Origin of the sequence: Pandoraea captiosa (genome assembly GCF_902459775.1) — a bacterium.
Taxonomy (GTDB): domain Bacteria; phylum Pseudomonadota; class Gammaproteobacteria; order Burkholderiales; family Burkholderiaceae; genus Pandoraea; species Pandoraea captiosa.
This window is the reverse complement of record NZ_CABPSQ010000001.1, coordinates 808985-827694: the sequence shown is the minus strand read 5'-3', so window position 1 is coordinate 827694 and position 18710 is coordinate 808985. Positions and strand designations below refer to the sequence as shown.

Annotated in this window: 15 protein-coding genes; 8 read left to right on the top strand and 7 right to left on the bottom strand. The window is 64.5% G+C overall.

Translation table 11 applies throughout. The features are described from left to right. Positions 1-106 precede the first annotated feature (106 nt). Positions 107-1627 carry an amidase gene (locus PCA31118_RS03510; protein WP_150622965.1) on the top strand — a complete coding sequence of 507 codons (1521 nt, stop codon included), beginning with the start codon at positions 107-109 and terminating at the stop codon, positions 1625-1627. Positions 1628-1680: 53 nt separating this feature from the next. Beyond that, positions 1681-2151 carry a VOC family protein gene (locus PCA31118_RS03505; protein WP_150622963.1) on the top strand — a complete coding sequence of 157 codons (471 nt, stop codon included), beginning with the start codon at positions 1681-1683 and terminating at the stop codon, positions 2149-2151. A 59-nt stretch (positions 2152-2210) separates the two neighbouring features. Here PCA31118_RS03505 and PCA31118_RS03500 read toward each other — a convergent pair whose 3' ends face one another. The 3 genes from PCA31118_RS03500 to PCA31118_RS03490 all read right to left on the bottom strand — a co-directional run bounded on the left by PCA31118_RS03500 (position 2211) and on the right by PCA31118_RS03490 (position 7360). Next, positions 2211-5303, bottom strand: coding sequence for a VTT domain-containing protein (locus PCA31118_RS03500; protein WP_246190031.1), 3093 nt, complete (start codon positions 5301-5303; stop codon positions 2211-2213). Between the two features lie 24 nt (positions 5304-5327). Continuing rightward, positions 5328-5960 carry a DUF4142 domain-containing protein gene (locus PCA31118_RS03495; RefSeq protein WP_150622961.1) on the bottom strand — a complete coding sequence of 211 codons (633 nt, stop codon included), beginning with the start codon at positions 5958-5960 and terminating at the stop codon, positions 5328-5330. Between the two features lie 209 nt (positions 5961-6169). Beyond that, positions 6170-7360, bottom strand: a complete 1191-nt coding sequence (locus PCA31118_RS03490; RefSeq protein WP_246190030.1) for a BON domain-containing protein — start codon at positions 7358-7360, stop codon at positions 6170-6172. 721 nt (positions 7361-8081) lie between these two features. Here PCA31118_RS03490 and dapA point away from each other — a divergent pair. Further along, on the top strand, positions 8082-9113 hold the full coding sequence (dapA, locus tag PCA31118_RS03485) for a 4-hydroxy-tetrahydrodipicolinate synthase (protein WP_150622959.1): 1032 nt from the start codon (positions 8082-8084) through the stop codon (positions 9111-9113). 24 nt (positions 9114-9137) lie between these two features. Here dapA and PCA31118_RS27480 read toward each other — a convergent pair whose 3' ends face one another. Next, positions 9138-10808, bottom strand: a complete 1671-nt coding sequence (locus PCA31118_RS27480; RefSeq protein WP_150622957.1) for a methyl-accepting chemotaxis protein — start codon at positions 10806-10808, stop codon at positions 9138-9140. 348 nt (positions 10809-11156) lie between these two features. Continuing rightward, positions 11157-11681, bottom strand: coding sequence for a DMT family transporter (locus PCA31118_RS03475; RefSeq protein WP_217431236.1), 525 nt, complete (start codon positions 11679-11681; stop codon positions 11157-11159). A gap of 96 nt (positions 11682-11777) precedes the next feature. Between PCA31118_RS03475 and PCA31118_RS03470 the strand changes: the two genes are divergently transcribed. Next, positions 11778-12704: a LysR family transcriptional regulator gene (locus tag PCA31118_RS03470; RefSeq protein ID WP_150622955.1), complete on the top strand. Its 927-nt coding sequence runs from the start codon at positions 11778-11780 to the stop codon at positions 12702-12704. A gap of 58 nt (positions 12705-12762) precedes the next feature. Here PCA31118_RS03470 and PCA31118_RS03465 read toward each other — a convergent pair whose 3' ends face one another. Further along, positions 12763-13839, bottom strand: coding sequence for a hypothetical protein (locus PCA31118_RS03465; RefSeq protein WP_246190029.1), 1077 nt, complete (start codon positions 13837-13839; stop codon positions 12763-12765). Positions 13840-14099: 260 nt separating this feature from the next. Here PCA31118_RS03465 and PCA31118_RS03460 point away from each other — a divergent pair, with 260 nt between their 5' ends. The 3 genes from PCA31118_RS03460 to PCA31118_RS03450 all read left to right on the top strand — a co-directional run bounded on the left by PCA31118_RS03460 (position 14100) and on the right by PCA31118_RS03450 (position 16795). Next, positions 14100-14873 (top strand): DUF2092 domain-containing protein, encoded by a 774-nt coding sequence (locus PCA31118_RS03460; protein WP_150622953.1) that lies wholly within the window; start codon positions 14100-14102, stop codon positions 14871-14873. 4 nt (positions 14874-14877) lie between these two features. Continuing rightward, a complete protein-coding gene (locus PCA31118_RS03455) occupies positions 14878-15414 on the top strand; it encodes a hypothetical protein (RefSeq protein ID WP_217431235.1) in 537 nt (178 codons plus the stop codon). Positions 15415-15484: 70 nt separating this feature from the next. Next, positions 15485-16795: a DUF2252 family protein gene (locus tag PCA31118_RS03450; RefSeq protein ID WP_150622951.1), complete on the top strand. Its 1311-nt coding sequence runs from the start codon at positions 15485-15487 to the stop codon at positions 16793-16795. A 33-nt stretch (positions 16796-16828) separates the two neighbouring features. Here the strand turns inward: PCA31118_RS03450 and PCA31118_RS03445 are convergent, their stop codons facing one another. Further along, complete coding sequence (locus tag PCA31118_RS03445; RefSeq protein ID WP_425495312.1) at positions 16829-17407, bottom strand: nuclear transport factor 2 family protein; 579 nt, start codon at positions 17405-17407, stop codon at positions 16829-16831. A gap of 154 nt (positions 17408-17561) precedes the next feature. Here PCA31118_RS03445 and PCA31118_RS03440 point away from each other — a divergent pair, with 154 nt between their 5' ends. Next, on the top strand, positions 17562-18491 hold the full coding sequence (locus tag PCA31118_RS03440) for a LysR family transcriptional regulator (protein WP_150622948.1): 930 nt from the start codon (positions 17562-17564) through the stop codon (positions 18489-18491). Positions 18492-18710: the final 219 nt, after the last annotated feature.

Below are 18710 nucleotides of genomic sequence, written 5' to 3'. Positions count from 1 at the left end.
TACGCATTTTTCATTGGATTACGAATCAAATGATTCGTCAATCGCCCCTCCGGGTTGGGATATAGTTGTCGCTCAACGCAATGCCTGACATTCAGGAGAACGATTCATGGTCGATCGACGAGAATTTCTTCGAATTTCCGGACACCTCGCAGGCACGGCGCTGCTCACCGGCACAGCACTTCGTGCGCATGCGGCTACCGATCCGTCCTATCTGAGCGCGACGGAACTGATCGCTCAGTTCCGTCGCGGCCACCTCTCCCCCGTCGACGTTCTCGACGCCCAGATCCGGCGTATCGAGACCCTGAACGACAAAGTCAACTGCATCACGGTGAAGCATTACGAAGACGCACGCGCAGCAGCCCATGAGGCGGCGGCCCGGTATCGCCGCGGCGATGCCCGCCCGCTCGAAGGACTCACGGTTGCCGTCAAGGACGAATATGCGGTGAACGGCTGGCGTACGACCATGGGCTCGACCTTGCTCAAGGATGTGCCCCCCGCACAGGACGACGGCCCGATTGCCGAGCGTCTGCGCGCAGCGGGCGCGATTTTCCACATTCAGACCACGGTGCCGGAATTCTACGTGTGGATGACGACCGCCACCCGGCTGTGGGGCGTGACGCGCAATCCGTGGAATCTGGCCTACACCCCGGGCGGGTCGTCCGGCGGCTCGGGCGCCGCGCTGGCAGCGGGATTCACAACGCTGGCGCTCGGCTCCGACATGGGCGGATCGATCCGCGTCCCATCGTCGCAATGTGGCCTGTACGGTTTCAAGCCACCCTTTGGCAGAATTCCGACAAGCGAAGTGCCGTATGAAACGGACGGGCCGATGGCCCGCACCTTCGACGACATGAATCTGCTCACCGATGCCATGGCGGGCCCGCATCCGCTCGTGCACAGTTCGGTGCGCCCTCGCCTGCGTTATCCGGCACGCTACGAAAGCGTGTCGGGCTGGAAGGTCGCCTACGATCCGATGCCGCACATGACGGCGCTCGATCCTGCCGTGACCCGCGCCATGGCGCAGGCCATCGCCGCGCTTCGACAGGCCGGCGTGACGGTCGAGACCGTGGATGTCGGCTTCACCGCCGACGACCTCGACACCTATATGGCCGGTCTGATGTCGACGAGCATGGGCGGCATGATGACCGAGGCCATGAAGCACCCGGAGCAACTCATGCCCTACACGCGGGCCGTCTTCGAAAAAATGCAGGGCAAAGCCGGGCCGGAAGCGCTCGTGCACACAGAGGAATTGCTCAACGAGTATCAGCGCCGCGTCCAGGAAGCCGTGTTCCTCAAAGGCTATCGCGCATTACTCACGCCAACGTTGGGCACACCGCTCATTCCTGCCGAACACGGCATGCAACCCGAGACCGACTCGGCGAAGATCGGCGATCAGCAGGTCACCGGCCTGAAGTTCGCGTTGACGTGGGTGTGGAACATGTTGGGACTCTATCCAGTCGTGAGCGTGCCCGCCGGCCTGGGTCCCGGCAACATGCCGATCGGCATGCAGATCGTCGCCAATACGCTGGACGATCTCTCCGCCTTCCAGTTGGCGTCGGCGTACTCGCGGGCCGCATCGCCGCTCTACATCGGAAATCGGCTGCCGGACTTTCGCAACCAGCAGGTGTAGTAATCTGGAGCACTCGCCCCCGCGGCGGGCAACTCACACTCCAGGAGACCCTCATGACGAAGCTAGTCACCTGCGTCTGGTTTAACGGCGAGGCCCGTCAGGCCGCTGAATTCTATGCGGCGACCTTCCCCGACAGCCATGTTCAGGCCCGCCACGTCTCGCCGATTCCCGGCGTGGGAACCGGCGAGGAGTTGACGGTCGAGTTCACGGTGCTCGGTCAACCGTTCGTGGGACTGAACGGCGGTCCCGAGTTTCAGCCGAACGAAGCCGTCAGCTTTATGGTGGTCACGAAGGATCAGGAAGAAACGGACCGCTATTGGAACGCGATTCTCGGCAACGGCGGCAAAGAGTCCGCATGCGGCTGGTGCAAGGACCGGTGGGGCTTTTCCTGGCAGATCACGCCAAAGCGGTTGCTCGACCTCATGGCGGACCCCGACGTCGCCCGGGCCCGCCGCGTCATGGAAGCGATGATGACGATGCGCAAGATCGACATCGCTGCGCTAGATCGCGCCGCGGCCGACTGATGCAGACGCCGCGGCACCTCATACCCGATACTTGATACCCCAAGCCTGATCCCGCGCAGTCAACGCTCGACCGCCACCGCTTGCGTGTCGGCCGAAGCGCCGACGGGTTTGCCCGCAGCACCTGACGCGCGCTGTACCGGCACCGTCGTGCGCAGCACCGACACCAGCGGCAAATGGTCGGATGCGCGTCGCGCCAGCGGCGTCGCGTGCGCGCGCACCGTGCCGAGGTGGGCTCTGGGCGACGTCCAGATCCGGTCCAGCGCGAGCAACGGCCAGCGCGACGGGAATGTGGCCACATGCGGCGCACGCTCGAAGAATCGGTGCAGCCAGCGCAGCGGACGTCCCCACAAGCACCACTCGTTCACGTCTCCCATCAGCACCGTGGCCGCGCCCGGTTGATTCGCAAGACACTCCAGCAGGCGCTGCACCTGCTCGCGCCGCTCTCCGGGACGCAGGCCGAGATGAGTCGCAATGACACGCAACTGCACGTCACGGCCATAGGCGTCCTGCCATGCCAGCGTTGCGTCGATGGCCGCACGGGGCTCTCGCCCCGGTACGCTCAGGTCGATATGGCGCAACGCCACCGGCGCAAAACGCGTCATGATCGCGTTGCCATAATCGACGTCACCGCGTTTGAGCGTGGGCCCCGGGATGAAGTGCATATCGCGCGCGGTCGCGATTCGGGCAAGGGTGCCGACGTCCGCGTCGCTCGCTTCGATTTCCTGCAAGGCGACGATATCGGCGTCGATCTCATCCAACACCTGCGCAATGCGATCCGGCGAATGCTGGCCGTCCGTCCCGACACAACCGTGTACGTTGTAGCTGGCCACCGTAAGCTCACGACTGACGACTTCCTCGTGCGGCAGAACAGCGCCCGCCGTTCCCCGCGCCTTGGACGAATCGCGTGAGGAATCTTCGTCGTCCATGCGTCTTATCCGTCGTCGCAATGCCACCACGCCCATGCCCGGCAACACGAGTACGGCGCCCAGCAGCGCCGCGGTCAGTCCGCTCGGACGCTGCGCGAGTGCTGCCACCCGGTCCACCAGCGCGGCGGCAATCAGAATGCCGGGCAACATGCCGATCAACGTCCCCAGCAGACAGTCGCGCAGACGGATGCGCGATGCTCCCACGACGAGATTCACCAACGTGAACGGCGCAATCGGCATCAGACGCAACACGATCATCGCAAGCAAGCCGTGATCGCCGATCTGCCGGCTCAAGGCATTCAGCCGTTGTCCGCCGAACCGCTGCACCGCGTCGCGGCCAAGGCCTCGCCCGACACCGTATCCCGCCATGGCGCCGAGCGATGTGCCGGCGAGCGCATAGGCCGCCCCCGCAAACGGTCCGAATACGACGACAGTGACGACGATGAGCACCGTCACCGGCACCATGACCAGCGTGCCCGCGACATATACCGCCATGATCATCAACGGCGCGAGCGGCATCAGCCGAATGCGTTCGACTGCGCGCATGACGCGTGGCAGATCGGCCCACTCGCGCAGCGGCGTGTAACGCCATGCCAGCGCCATTCCTGCCAGAACGAGCAGCAACGCCACGAGTGCAATGATGCGTCCGGCCAGAAGCGGTCGCGCTTCCGTCTCGATGAACGTTCCCATCACGTTTTCGAAATCGATCGGCTCCATGGGATCGAGCACGACGGCGCCCGGCGACGCCGCGTCGTCCGCGTCCTTGAGCTCCGGTGTGAAGGCAGTGAGCGTTCTCTCGCCGTCACGGTGCAGGGTGTCGATTGCGTCATGCAGCCCCTTGTCGCGCGACAACGCCGACGCTACCGCCGCATCGGTCACGCCGAGATGCTCCGCCAGCAACCGGTTGCGGGCGCGGGCGATGCCTGCCGCGATGCGCGCGTCGCCGTTCGCGGCAACGGCGAGGTTGCACTCGGTGTCCAGCGCCATCGAGCGGTTGTTGAGGTTCGCCGAGCCGATGACGAGCAAGGCATCGTCCACGACCATCACCTTGCTGTGGACGTTCACGCAGGCGGGCGCTACGCCCGGCACCTCGGGGCAGTAAAGACGAAACCGAGAACGCCGAGAATGCCCAGAGCGCTGAGCGCGCTCGCCCGAATCCACCTCGCGCAAACGGCGATATAGCCGCGCGCGCAGCACGCCCATGCTCTGCTCCTGCAACCAGCCTGACTCCGCGCGACGGGACACCACGGCGATGTCCGGGCAATCCTCGGACATCAGGCGCTCGCTCAGTGCATCGCCAATGCACTTGGCGGTGAAGTACTGATTTTCGAAATAGAGCCGGTGGCGGGCGCTGGCAATCGCGTCGAGGTAGAGCGCCTCGATTTCCTGCACCGCCGGGCGCCCTTCGAATGCCGGCGCGGTACGCGAGATGGCCACATCGATGTCCGTCATGTCCGGGGCGACCGAGACGGGCCAGGGGTCCAGCGGCGCGTAAGGCGCGTCGCGCTCGCTGCGCAGGCGCAGATCGACGTGCATACCTGTCGCACGATGCCAACGATCCTCGGCCATTTCGGCCAGGGCCTGCGCGGCCTTGCCGTCGACCAGCGCCTGAACGTCGTGGAACGGCGCGTAGGCATGGCCCGAGGGATCGCGCCGTGCGGGCTCGTCGGGGGCGTGGGCCGAGGTATCCCAGCGGTTGCGTGTGAGATCGAGACCGCCGACGAACGCCAGGCGCTGGTCGATGACCACGACCTTCTGATGGTGAGACGCGCCGGTCGGGTGACGGCCGTCGAGACGGAAACACAGCCGTCGGTGCGTCTTCCAGTCGAGCTTGACCGACGGCAGCCACTCGCGCTCCAGCGCGTAGAGCATCGCGAAGTCCCAACTCAGGCAGTAGATTCGCAGCGTCTTGCGACGTCTGACCAGCGCATCGAGAAAATCGCGCAGACCGGGCGGGAAACCGTCGTCCGGGCCGTTGGGCGTGAGCTGCATGCGGCTGTCGATGTCCCAGCCCAGAATGAATACGGTATGACGTGCCGCCCGCAAGGCTTCGCGAAGCGCGCTGAAGTAGGCTTCGCCGTCCACGAGCATGCGCATGCGCGCTGCGGGCGCGATCCGCCAGCAATTGCGCCCCTCCCTGAGCAGCGTCGAAGTCTGCTCCGGCACGCGCTCGGATCCACCCTCAGGTAGCTTGTTCGGCAATTTGTCCGATACGGTCGGCGGCACGTGTCCCAATCCGGGGTCGCGCACTTACTTCCCCATCTCGACCTTGGCGGACACTTCACGCGCTTCGCTCAGATGATGCCGCAGCGTCGGCAACGTCTTTTGCGCGAAGGCTTTGAGGTCGGGGTCCTGCCCCTTCTCTGCCTCGGTCTGGAAAAGCGTGACCGCCTGCTCGTGCGCGTCGGGCCCGGCAACGCTCAGATAGGCGACGTCGAACTCGCGGCCCTTCTTGCCTTTGAGTGCCTCGACATCCGGGTTCACCCCGGGATCGTTGGGCACGCTCACGCCCTTTTTCGCCGCCAACTGACGCAGTGCTTCATTGGCTTTGCTGTGGTCGGTGACCATTTGCTGCGCAAACCGCTTGACGGACGGATGGTTGGAGCGCTGCACCGCCAGTTGGCTGGCTTGCACTTCCGCTTTGCCTGCCTTCTGGGCCTTGTCCACGAATTCCACGTCGATCCCCGTGGCAGGCTGCGCCGTGCGGACCGCCTTGGCCCCGGCGCGCGTCACGTCTTCACCGGCGGAAATCGTTGCCTGATCCGTGCCGCCGCCCTGACCCGGCACCCCTTTCGGTAACTCTTGTGCGACGGTCCACGGCGCGACCAGCAATGCCGCGCACAGCGTGCCGATGCGGCGCACGGAAACGATTGGTGTCAGCATATTGCCCTCCCGGAATGTGCGTTGGTATTGGATATAAAGCCGGATAAGTCAGGGATGCCCGTTCGACTATGCGATCTGCAATGCCGTTCGGCGTAACGTCATCGAAACTTCCTATGCGCAGTCCTTGTCGCTTACAGAATTTCAATGTCGACATCGCGCATCGCCGGGAGGGTCCGTTCGTTGCCGCGCCGATCGCCCAGGCTCAGCGCTCAGTGGTGCTTACCGCCATCGCCGGACGCCCCCTGCTTGCCTGACGTGCCCGACGTGTCGGATACCCCCGACGATGACCCGGTGGAACCTGCGGCGCTGGAAACCGTGTTGGAACCCGCGGTGCCTACGGTGCCGGTCGGTTGCGATGCGTGCGGTGACGATCCCGTGCCGACGCCAGTGCCGCCACGTGAAGGCTCGCCCTGGGCGTACGGCGACTGTGTGCGGATGCGGTTCTCCACGTCCTGTACGCCGAAACACTGATCGGCAACGTCCTCGATGGCATGCTTCATCCAGCGCTGCGGCACGCTGCCTTGCAACTCGACTCTCCCGTCCCTGACTTGCACGCTGACGTCCTGCACCTCAAGCTCGTGCGCCATGCAAAGGCGTTCGCAGACATCCTCGCGAATGCGCTCGTCCGTGCGGCTGTAGCCCTTCGGCCCCTGACGATGACGCATGTCCGTCGTCTGGCTCCCGTACCCGCGCGGGCTCGTGCCCGGACGTCCCTGCCAGCGGTCCTGACCTTGCGCCTGGCGGCCACCTCCGTAGCCATACGCCTGCCCGCCGCCGCTTACCCGACTTCCATAGTCGCGATCGTAGTCGCGCCCATAATCGCGGCCGTACACCGGTCCGAGGTCACCAGCGTAGTCACCGCCATAATCGCCATAAGCACCACGATAGGCGCCGCCATATTCCCCGCCAAAATCGCCGAAGTATTGATCTTCGTAATCGCGACCGTAGTCGTTGCCGTAACGCTGCCCGTAGCCGCGCCCGCCGCCCGGGCCACTTGCGCCCCGCTCGGCCCGTGCCCCCCGCTCATCTCCCATCCCGCGCGTGCCACGGCGGCCGCCGGAGGCCCCATAAGCGCCATAGGCGTCCCGGTTCTGCCCGCCGCCCTGCGGGCGGTCATCGGCCTCACGCGGATCCCGACCACTGCCGTACCGCTCGTAGCGCGCATGAGGCGCATAAGCCGCCTCGTCGTCGCGCGAACGCCCCGCCTCGCTCCAGTCGGCCTGCCATTGCCCACGCTCGCGCGACGGCTGCGTGCCGTATTCGTCTTCCTGAGCGTATGCCGAGACGTCACGCTGCATCGCCTCGTCGTCGTAATCGCGACGGTATTGGCCGCGCTGCCCGCCGCCCTGGAATTGCCGTTCGGTACGTTCAGGATCACGCGTTGCGTATCGTCGTTGCATGATGGTTCTCCTGTTGAGCGGTACCGTCGGCCCAGAAGCAACGGCGTCTGTTCAGCCGCATCGGCACCAAAACACAAGATGAGCAAGTCACGTGCCACCTGGCACGCCCAGCGATGTCGGTCCCGCTGCTCGATCGCCCGGTCGGCCGGCGGGGAGAATTTGCCAATGCTGGCAAGTTCGCGCTGTCGTTGGACAGGCGCCGGACACGACGCTCTCTCGCCCTTTGCCCACCGTCACCCACCGTCACTCACTGTCACGCACACCGTCTCGCACCATCTCGCACCGTCACCCACCGCCACATGACACGCTCGGGACAGCGCGGCTCGCCCGGTGTGGTCTGCCGCACGTTGCGCGTCGACGCGCTTGACGTAACCCGAGCGCAACGTTTACAGTCGCCTGATGACGAATCCCCGCACTCACCATCCGCAGACTTTGCGCACTGTCCTCACGGGACAGACGGGTGCGTTCGTCAAAAGCAAAAAACAGTCGCTCAACTGACCGGGGCGTGCTGTTCCGTCAGTTGAGCGACGGAATAGCCTCGTGGACCCGGCAGTCCCGCCTCGTGCCTCGCGCACACCAGTAACACCCTAGTAGCACCCCGGCAATACCGGCCAGACTGCCCCGCACTCTCCCACGCGTCTCGATCTCTGCGTCGCCCTGCTGAACGGTTTCCGTACAGGTCACCCACGTTCATCGCACTCGTATCGTCCAGGGAGACACCATGCAAGACGCACTCGCGCACACGACTTCTCACACCTCACGTTCGGCACCGTCGGGCAATGCCCCGGCATTTCGCGGCATCTGGTTGCCGCTCGTCACGCCGTTTACACGCAACGGCACACAGGCGCCCGTCGACCATGCCGCCCTGCGAAAGCTCGTGGCGCATTACCGTCATTCGGGCATTGCAGGGTTCGTGATCTGCGGCACCACAGGCGAGGCGGCTGCGCTGGACGATGCCGAACAGCGCGCTGTGCTGGAGACCGTGCTCGCGCACGCGGATGGCCTGCCCGTGATCGCAGGGCTGGCGGGCAACCACCTCGGGCACACGCTCGCGCGTCTGGATACGTTCAACACGTTGCCGCTGGCGGGCGTACTCGCGCCTGCGCCGTATTACATTCGCCCGTCGCAGGCGGGTCTGGTCGATTGGTTTCGGACACTGGCGGATCGCTCTGCCGCACCGCTCGTGCTTTACGACATTCCCTACCGAACGGGCGCGACGCTCACGCTCGATACGTTGCTCACGCTCGCAGGACACGCGAACATTCGCGGCATCAAGGACTGCGGCGGCAATGCGCACGCCACGCAGGCGCTGATCGCCGACGGGCGTCTCTCAGTCCTCGCGGGAGAAGATCATCAACTGCTGCCAACACTGGCGATGGGCGGCCAGGGCGCCATCATCGCGTCGTCGCACTGCCGACCGGCCCATTTCGCGGCGCTCTATCGCGCAGTGCAATCGCAGCAACTGGAGGTGGCACGCGTCTTGTTCCACGCCGTCATGCCGGTAGTGAAGCTGCTCTTCGCGGAACCGAACCCCGGCCCGCTGAAGGCCTGGCTCGCTCGTGAAGGCTTGCTGGAAGATGTGCTGCGCGCGCCGATGACGAGCGCATCGCCCGCACTGACGCAGCAGCTCGTCGACGCCGTGGCAGCGATCGACGCCGCGTTCGACGCGGCGTCGTCGCATGGGGCGAGCGTGACAAATGCTGGCGGCGTCGCCAAGGCGGCAGACGCCGAAGCGTCCGAAAATGCGGCCTAACTGCGGCTCCGGGGGGGGCAGGCGTCAGGCGACGGCGCGCAGCGGCGCGTCGTCCGGCGCCACCCGCTGCAGCGCCGCCGTGGCGAACGACGCGCCGGAGGCAGTGCGCGCTTGTGCGCCACCCTCCCTGCCCTCGATGCCACCCATAGCGTCGCGATTGACGCGGAACTTCGACGCTTCGCTCACCAGATCTGCGGCCTGTGCACGCATGTGCTCGGCGGCGGCCGCCGCCTCTTCGACCAGCGCGGCGTTCTGCTGCGTGACCTGATCCATCTGCGTGACGGCCTGATTGACCTGCTCGATACCGCGCGCCTGCTCATCGCTGGCCGCGGCTATCTCGGTGATGAGTTCGCTGACGCGGCGCACGGAAAGCACGATCTGATCCATCGTGCGTCCGGCAACTTCCACGCGAGACGAACCGTCCTGCACTTGCTGCACCGATGTCGCGATCAGCTCGCGAATATCCTTTGCCGTGCCTGCCGAACGTTGCGCCAGCGTGCGAACCTCCCCTGCCACCACGGCAAAGCCACGGCCCTGCTCGCCCGCACGCGCGGCTTCGACCGCTGCATTGAGCGCCAGAATGTTGGTCTGGAATGCGATCCCTTCGATGGCGGAAATCATCTCGCTCATGCGCGCCGAAGCGCTGGCCATTGCCTGCATGGTCTCGACGACGGCACGCACGCTGTGCGCACCCGCGTTTGCCACACCGGTGGCTTCCTGCGAGAGTCGCTTGGCTTCGAGCGCATGCTCCACGTTCTGACGCACGGTCGACGTCAGCTCTTCCATTGAGGCGGCCGTCTGCTCCAGCGATGCCGCCTGTTCCTCGGTGCGCTGAGACAGATCGGTATTGCCCTGCGCAATCTCGCGCGCTGCGGTATCGATCGCGCCCGACGCGCTCTGGATATTGCGAACGAGATGGGAAAGCTGATCGATGGCGGTATCGAGCGCACTGGCCATCTTGCCGATTTCATCCGTCGAATCGACATGCACGCGATGTGTCAGATCGCCGCTCGCCAACGCTGCGGCGCCCTCGGCCGTGGCCCGCACCGGCCGCGTCACCGAGCGCACGATCGCCACGCCGGCCACAACCGACACGACGATCGATACCAGCAGCGCCATGAGCAGCCAAAGGCGCGCAGACAGATACGCGGCATTGGCTTCGTCCGCCTCCTTGGCGCTCACCGCCTTGCCCACCAGCATCAGATCGTCGAGCGGTGAAAAAAGCGCCAGTTGCGCCTTTTGCAGCGGCCCCAGCAGTTCGGCCCGAGCCTGCGCGTAGTTGCCGCTTCGCACGAGCGGTTTGAAGGCGTCGAGTTGTTTGCCGTACTCGGCGCTCGCCTGCACGAGTGTGGCGTACAGCGCCTTGCCCTTTTCCGTATAGAACATCGTCGCCATGCCCTCGATGCCCTTGAGATTCGCCTGACGCAGTTCGTCGATCTTCGACAGACGCGCGTCTAGCTGCGAGGCATCTTCCGACATGGCGATGTCGCGCATGAGCACGGCCACATGCGCCGCGCGGTCCTTCAGGTTGTGAAACTCGAGAATCTTGTTGTTCAGATCGGAGACGATCAGTTGGGTGTTCGCGTCCATCGTCGCCATCTTGGTCACGGCAACCACAGCCACGACCAATAGCATGACCACATTGACGGAGAAGGCGGCCGCAAGCCGCTTGCTGATACTCAGATTCTTGAACATTGCCTTGCGCGCTATAAGTAATCGTTATGCGGTGGGTGAACGATGCGTCTCGTGCGACAGCTCGTTCGGCTCGACCCGCGACCGCGTACGGCCCGGGTCACGGTGTCTCGGTCCCTCTGACGAGACTTAACGAGTGCTTTTGACGAAAACTTGAGCGTCGCGACGACAAAATCGGTCGCCCTCCCGCAAACGCCCGCGACACAAGGCTGTCCGCCGGTGGACATCCTCCCCCGAACTCACCGGAAACGACACAAATTACGTATATCAGCGACGGCATTACATCGACGTTGAGCGCAATGCCGACAAGGTGTCGCCGATCCACGGTGCCACCACCCAGGCAAGGGACGCTCAGGTGCCGACCGCTCCCGTCGTTGCGGCGCTCGCGGCCGCCGCCCGGGTGCCCCACTGCACGACCAGCATGCCCGCGACGATAAGCGCCACGCCCGCCACACGCGTGAGGTTCACGGGCTTCGCCATCAGGCCCATCAGACCAAAGTGGTCGATGATCAGCGACGCGACGACTTGTCCGGCGATCACGCAGACGATGAAGCTCGCCGCGCCCAATCTCGGCGTGAGCACCAGCGCCGCCGTAATGTACGCCACGCCCGCAACGCCACCGATCCACAGCCACCACGGCCCGCGCGCGGCCGCCGCAAGGTTCGGCCACCCGGCGCGCATACCGACCAGCACCGGCACGACGACGATCAGGCTTACCAGCAACGACGCCACCGTCGCCCATAAAGGATGGCCGAGCGTTCGCCCGAGTGCCGCATTACTGCCCGCCTGAAACGGTACGGCCGCGCCGGCGACCATCGCGATGAACAACGGCAACAGCACGGAAGCCGGCATTTGGGGACTTAGGGATGCATTCATGGGGTGACCTCTCATTCGGAAATATCGCTTGCCACCAGCATCCACCATCCATTTCAATAATGGAAATTCGAATTTGTCACACGAAGTATTCGTCAAATGGATGATTTGCGCCGAATCGATCTGAATCTGTTGCTGACGCTGCACGCGCTGCTCGCGGAGCGTCATGTCTCGCGCGCTGCCGTGCGTCTGCACCGCAGCCAGCCAGCGGTGAGTCACGCGCTGGCACAGCTTCGCAGGCTCTTCGACGATCCCCTGCTTGTGCGTCGAGATGGCGCGCTCGCGTTGACGGCGCGAGCGCTGGAATTGCAGCGTCCGCTCGAAGACGCGCTGGATCAGTTGCAGGGGTTGTTGCACGCCCCGACATTCGACCCGGCGCGGGCAAGGCGTACGTTTCGCGTTGCGTTATCGGATTACGGGTCGCGCGTGGTCCTGCCCGCGCTGACTCGCCGACTTCGCGAGCACGCGCCGGGCATCGATCTCGCCGCCACGCAAGCCAGCCGTGAAGCGATGCTCACGCAGTTGCTCGATGGTGAAATCGATCTCGCGCTGGGCGTGTTTCCCGAATTCCCGGGCGAGCTGGAGATGCAGACGCTCTTCGAGGAGTCGTTCGTGTGCGTGGCCGATCGGGCAACCTTGCCCGCACGCGGCGGTTTGACGATGGCGGATTGGCTCGCGCGGCCTCACTTGCTGGTCGCAATGCGGCCCGGCGCCGACAACGAAATCGATCGTGCGCTCGCCGAGCTGGGTCGCACACGACGCGTTGCGGTCACATTGCCGCATTGGAGCATTGCACCGGAATTGGTGAGAGGCACCGACCTCGTGCTGACCGTCGCGCAACGTTCGCTATTGCATTCACGCCATATGCATCAGTTGCGCCACGAACCGCAGCTACGCCAGTTCGCCCCGCCATTTCCGATACCGCCGTTCAAATTTCAGGCCGCCTGGCACGCGCGACGCGAAGTGGACCCGGCACACCGGTGGTTGAGAGCGCAGATTGCAGACGTGTGTGTCGACGCCGCATAGCGCCATTACCGGTATTTCTGCTATTGCCGCGGCACACGGCACTCGCCCACATTACCCCTTAGAAACTCATGGCAAAGCCGAACGACACCCCCTGCACATCGCGTCCGAAGACATACCGTGCCATCAAACGCGTACGGGTCACGATGACCGGATACTTGCTGCTGTCGAGTTCGAGCCCCACGCCCAGTGATGTCAGATTGTTGAATCCCAAGACGCCTGCGCTGTCGCCGAAATACTGCGAGTACGCCGCTTCGAGCACGTAACGTACCGGTCTGTCGAGCGCGCGCCAGCCCGTCGGCGCACGCCAGCGCGACCACAGGCTCAGTTGCTGGGCGTTCGCGCTGCCCTGCATGCCTGCGGACGTGCTGCCGAAGCTGCGCAAGTGGATGTCGGTCGCGCGCAGTTCGACATCGATTTCGTAGCTTTCCCGGTAGTGCTCGAAATCGAGCATCAGTGACCCGCCCACCCCATAGGCGTTGAGCGCGCCGTTCTTGAGAAAATCGAGATCGAGATCGGCCACATGGTTGACGAGCGTTTGCCCGGCGCGAAGATCGCTGACGACACGCCCGAGACTGCCGTTCAGAATCGGCCGCAGCACCAGTTCGTCGCCGAGCCGGAAGTCCCAACCCACGCCAAGCGTCGTACTCAGCGTGTTCCAGCGCACGGGAAGCGTGCGCGATTCGGTGCCATCGGACGCGACGAACGTCGGATCGTAGCGGCTGTAGGCCAGCGTGCCTTCGAGGTAGAGGGGAAACGACCGGCTCAACGTAAAGCCACCGCCAAGTTGCGTCTGCCAGAAGCCGGGGTCGCCCGTCGTGCCATTGTTGATGGACAGCGAGCTGGTCGTCACGTCCGGCACCGTCGTGTAGCTCATGACGGCCAGCACACTGTTGGCATGACTTCTGACGTTGGTGCCGACACGTAACGGTGCCTGCTGCGCCTGCACGGACGATGCCCCGCCGGCAAGGCAAGCGCCGACGACGAGCCAGGCGGCAATGCGCCCGCGACGACGCGAATGGTCCGGATGACCGGGAAGGCCGGAATGGTCGGCGTGACCGGAGTATCCGGGTTGGCCGGGGTGCCCATGAGGCACGCTCGCGGCACGGCGTCGAATTTTCCGAATGGCGATGCGCATCCTTGACGTCGTTGTCAGCCGGTCAGGTTCGGGGTCCGACATTGTTAGCAGAAAACGATTGCCATCGCTATCGGCATTTCGGGCAACGACATTGCCCCACGGGGCAATTTCGGGCAACCGTCTAGGCATCGATAGTTGGGCACACTACATTGACGTCAGGATGCCGGTGCCCCCAAGGCTAACCTCCGCCAACGCGCACCGGCGCGCCCCACTGCCACGCACATCTCCCGAACCGAGGCACAGCCATGAGAAGACAGGCAATGGCATTCCTGACGCTGCTCACCACGGTTGCAGCGTCACACGGATGGGCGCAGACGACGCCCGCCGCTTCCGCGAGTCCGCCTACCGCCCCGCAAGCCCAGGCGGTGGACCCCGAGGCCGTGCAGGCATTGCAAACCATGGGCGCCTATCTGCAGTCCCTCAAGCGGTTTCAGGTCACCACCGACGTCACCGGCGAGCGCGTGCTGAGCGACGGCCAGAAACTCCAGCACAACGCACGTGCGGTGCTCGACATCGATCGTCCGTATCACATTCGGGCCGTCATGACGAGCGCACGCAGTGAGCGTGAAATCGTCTACAACGGCAAGGCCGCAACGCTGTATTCCCCGGCGCAGAAGTACTACGCCACGGTTCCCTATACGGGCACGCTGTCGCAACTGGTGGACGAACTTCGCTCGCGCTACGGCGTGGATCTGCCGTTGGCCGACCTGTTCGTCTGGGGTACGCCGCAGGCGCAGACGCAGCAATTCGAATCGGCGATGTACGCAGGACAGGATTACATCGGCAACGATCTTTGCGACCACTACGCCTACCGTCAGGCGGGGATCGACTGGCAGATATGGATTGCCGGCTCAGGCAAACCGCTGCCCCGCAAGATCGTCGTCACGCGCACGGATGACGAGGCGCGTCCGCAGTCGGTGTCGATCCTGACGTGGCGCCCCGACGCATCGTTCAAGGCGTCGACGTTCGATTTCCGCCCCCCCGAAGGCGCGAAAAAGATCGAAGCCATTCAACTTCCGGCAAACAAGGGGTGACGACATGACGAAGCGACTTTCCCCTCGCATGCCGGTGTGGACGCTGGCGGCAATCCTGTCGATGATGCTTGTCTCGGTGCCGGTAGCGCAGGCCATCGGTGGTCGCGTTGGCGGCGGTGGCGCGAATGCCCGCGATCATGGCGGCGGCGGTGGCGTGCAGCGCAACGCGACACGTCCGCCGCCGAACGCAGGCCATCGTCAACCGGACGCGCGCACCAACAACGTTCGCAATACCAGCGTGAACAATGTGAATAACGTCAACGTGAATCGCAATGTCAACGTGAACCGCAACGTGAACGTCAACGTCGACAACCACGGCGGGTATTACGGTGGATGGGACAACGACTACCACCCGGTGGCAACCGCTGCCGCAGTCACGGCCACGGTCGCGGTGACGAGCGCCGTCGTTGGATCGATCGTCCGGTCGGTGCCGCCGGACTGCGTGCCGGTGAACTACCGCGGCATGGTGTATCAGCACTGCGGAAACACCTGGTATCAACCGCAGGGCACGCAGTTCGTGGTAGTGACGGCCCCGTATTGAGGTATTGCCGCATGACGTGTTGCCGTATCATCGACGTACCGCGATCAAACGCGATCAAAGGGAACGTCGAATGCCGAACGGCAAGCACGTCAGGTCAGGTAGCAAGCCGCGCAAGAAGGTCCGCTGGGCCACCCCGGAGGCCCGGCTGGAACGGCTCACCCGCGAGCGCGAACGCAAGATGGCGCGCTCGCCCCATGCGTACGTGCGGGGCAGTACCGCCCGGTTCTACGAATGGCTGGCCGAGGCCGACGTCAATCTCCCGCAGGGGCCCGCCATCTGGATTTGCGGCGATTGCCATACAGGCAACCTCGGCCCGCTCGCGGACGCCCGCGGTCATGTCGATGTCCTCATTCGCGATCTGGACCAGACCGTCGTGGGCAATCCCGTGCACGATCTCATCCGGCTTGCCCTCTCGCTCGCCAGTGCGGCCCGAGGCTCGGCGCTCTCCGGGCTGACCATCATCCACATGCTCGAATCGCTTACGCGCGGTTATCTGTCCGCGTTCGCGCGTGATGGCGACGGGGACGAGCCGGAAAAAGACAAAGCCAACGGTGGCAAGGGTAACGGCAAAACGAAGCGCGCGAAGACCGACGACACGCGCCCGGAAATCGTGGACCTCATCATGCGCGAGGCCGTCAAGCGCTCGTGGAAGCATCTCGCGCTGGAGCGCATCGAGGACATCCGCCCCAGGATTCCGCTGGGCCGCCGCTTCTGGCCGCTCAGCAAGACGGAGCAAAAGCAGATCGGGGCACTATTCAAGATCGACGACATCGCCGGTCTCGCGACGTCCTTGCGTGGGCGCCCGAACCACGGCACGGTCGAAGTGCTCGATGCCGCCTACTGGGTCAAGGGGTGCAGCTCGCTTGGACGCCTTCGCTACGCGGTCCTTCTCGACGTCGACGGCGACGTGGTGCAAGGCGACGACCTGTGCCTGATGGACCTGAAGGAAGGTGTGAGCGCTGCCGCGCCGCGATATGCCGGCGCTCGCATGCCTCGCGACAATGCGCAGCGCGTGGTGATGGGTGCTCGACACCTGTCTCCCTCGCTCGGTGAACGCATGCGCGCGGTGCGACTCATGGATCGCGCGGTCGTGATCCGCGAACTACTCCCGCAGGATCTCAAACTCGATATCGAGACCCTTGCACGCGATGACGCCGCCGAAGTCGCGCATTACCTGGCTCGGGTCGTGGGCAAGGCGCACGCGCGTCAAATGGACGACGCCACCTGCCGCGCGTGGCTGACGGAGCTGCAACGCAACCGCTCGAAGACCATCGACACGCCCGTGTGGCTCTGGAACAGCGTAGTGCAGCTCACGAGCGAACACGAGGCCGCCTACCTGGAACACTGCAAGCGGATGGTTTCCGGCGAATCTGCCGGCTGATCGCCGGCCTGACGACCGGGTGCCGTCAGCCGCTCAGAACATCGAATTTCCGCTGACGGTCTTCGCTGGCGTCTGTTGCGAGACGTCCCAGTGCTCGACGATCTTGCCCTTCTCCAGCCGGAAGATGTCCACGATGGCGATCGGCAGATCGCCCGGATGGGGCACCTTGCGCACATGCAGAATCACGAAGTCACCGTCCGCGAAAGCACGCACGATCTCGCTGTGCGAGTCCGGCTGGTTCTTGCGTAAAAAGTCCAGAAACTGGCCGAAGCCTTCGACGCCATCGGCAGCATTCGGATTGTGCTGAATGTACTTGTCGCCAAGATACTGGCGCGCCGCCGCAAAGTCCTTGCGATTGAGGCCGGCTTCGTAGAACGCCAGAACGACCTGCTTGTTCGCGGCGAGTTGTGAGGCGGGCACGACGGGCGCCGTGCTGGCCGACGCGCCGAGTCCGCCGGTCGCGGCCGCCGAGATCGCCGAGCCGGGCAATGGCGCCATGCCTTCGGCAGCGTTGGCGAACGGGGCGCTCGCCAGCACAGCACCAATGGCGGTAACGGAGGTAACGGAGGTAACGGAGGTAACGGCGAGCAACGAAGCAAGCGATGGATTCATGGCATTTCGCTCATAGGGCCTGGATACGCCATTGTCGCCGCAAAGCCGCTTTTAGGGGTACGCTTGCCGTGCTGTCGCTCGGGCGTCGGCGCAGCCCCCGACACTCGATCATCAACACCAGTTTCCCTTCTCTCACTCTCTTGCTCTCTCGCTCATGGACCGAATCGACGCCATGAAAGTCTTCGTCGCCACCGTGGACGAAGGCAGCCTTGCCGGCGCTGCCCGGCGTCTTGGACGCTCCGCCGCTGCCGTGAGCCGCGCCATCGCGTTTCTGGAATCGCACACGGGCACCGCCCTGCTCCATCGCACGACCCGCACCTTGAAACTGAGCGCCGCCGGCGAGCGCTATGCCGCCGCGTGTCGGCGCATTCTGTTCGATCTGGATGAAGCCGACGTCATTGCCGCCGGAGAACGGTCGGCGCCGCGAGGTCAATTGACGATTTCGTGCCCGCTGGCCGCCGGAGAGACGTTCATGCGTGAAATCGCAGACGCCTTCATCCTGCGCTACCCCGACGTCGTCGTTCGCCTCCAACTGAGCGACCTGCCTGTGAACCTGATCGACGAAGGCGTCGACGTGGCAGTGCGCGTTGCCCATCTGCCGGACTCATCGCTCGTTGCCACGCAGGTCGGTGAGGTACGTCGCGTTGTCGCGGCATCGCCTGCGTATCTGGCGTCGCATGCCCCTATCGACACCCCGGCGGACCTGTCGAAGCATCGCATCGTCTCGATGACGTATTTCGGCATCGACGCCTGGCGCTTCCCGCCCACAGGACGAAGCGCGGTGCCGCAGATCGTTCAGTTCACGCCGCGTCTGATCGTCAATTCGATTCGTGCGGCCATCGCCTCCGTGGTCGCGGGGCACGGCGTGGCGCGCATGCTTACGTATCACATCGTCGATGAGCTGGCGCATGGCTCGCTCAAGATCATTCTCCAGAACTACGAACATCCCCCCATGCCGGTGCATGTCATCACACCCCAGGGGCGTCTGGCCGTGCCGAAGGTGCGTGCGTTCGTCGACTTCGCCGTGCCGCGTCTGCGTAAGCATTTTTCGCATGTGCACAAGCTCGCGGCGGGCAAGGCCTGAGGTAGCGCGGCACACCAACGCGCATGAGGTGCGGACGGCGGGTTGGCGCGCACAAAACGAGATGCCCTTCGTACGATTCGTACGATTCGTACGATTCGTACGATTCGTACGCCGTGCGCAAAAGTGACTTCCGACGCATGGCCTTTTTCTGACGTATCGCCGCCACCTACACTGACGCCATCGCTTTTGCGCATCGCACCGGCCACGACCCGGCGCGAT

Excerpts from the sequence above, each read along its gene's own strand:
- PCA31118_RS03455 (WP_217431235.1), top strand. The coding sequence starts at position 14,878 with ATGACGAAGCGACTTTCCCCTCGCATGCCGGTGTGGACGCTGGCGGCA.
- PCA31118_RS03450 (WP_150622951.1), top strand. The coding sequence starts at position 15,485 with ATGCCGAACGGCAAGCACGTCAGGTCAGGTAGCAAGCCGCGCAAGAAG.
- PCA31118_RS03495 (WP_150622961.1), bottom strand. The coding sequence starts at position 5,960 with ATGCTGACACCAATCGTTTCCGTGCGCCGCATCGGCACGCTGTGCGCG.
- PCA31118_RS03440 (WP_150622948.1), top strand. The coding sequence starts at position 17,562 with ATGGACCGAATCGACGCCATGAAAGTCTTCGTCGCCACCGTGGACGAA.
- PCA31118_RS03470 (WP_150622955.1), top strand. The coding sequence starts at position 11,778 with ATGGATGATTTGCGCCGAATCGATCTGAATCTGTTGCTGACGCTGCAC.
- PCA31118_RS27480 (WP_150622957.1), bottom strand. The coding sequence starts at position 10,808 with ATGTTCAAGAATCTGAGTATCAGCAAGCGGCTTGCGGCCGCCTTCTCC.
- PCA31118_RS03490 (WP_246190030.1), bottom strand. The coding sequence starts at position 7,360 with ATGCAACGACGATACGCAACGCGTGATCCTGAACGTACCGAACGGCAA.
- PCA31118_RS03475 (WP_217431236.1), bottom strand. The coding sequence starts at position 11,681 with ATGAATGCATCCCTAAGTCCCCAAATGCCGGCTTCCGTGCTGTTGCCG.
- PCA31118_RS03510 (WP_150622965.1), top strand. The coding sequence starts at position 107 with ATGGTCGATCGACGAGAATTTCTTCGAATTTCCGGACACCTCGCAGGC.
- dapA (WP_150622959.1), top strand. The coding sequence starts at position 8,082 with ATGCAAGACGCACTCGCGCACACGACTTCTCACACCTCACGTTCGGCA.
- PCA31118_RS03460 (WP_150622953.1), top strand. The coding sequence starts at position 14,100 with ATGGCATTCCTGACGCTGCTCACCACGGTTGCAGCGTCACACGGATGG.
- PCA31118_RS03505 (WP_150622963.1), top strand. The coding sequence starts at position 1,681 with ATGACGAAGCTAGTCACCTGCGTCTGGTTTAACGGCGAGGCCCGTCAG.
- PCA31118_RS03465 (WP_246190029.1), bottom strand. The coding sequence starts at position 13,839 with ATGCGCATCGCCATTCGGAAAATTCGACGCCGTGCCGCGAGCGTGCCT.
- PCA31118_RS03445 (WP_425495312.1), bottom strand. The coding sequence starts at position 17,407 with ATGAATCCATCGCTTGCTTCGTTGCTCGCCGTTACCTCCGTTACCTCC.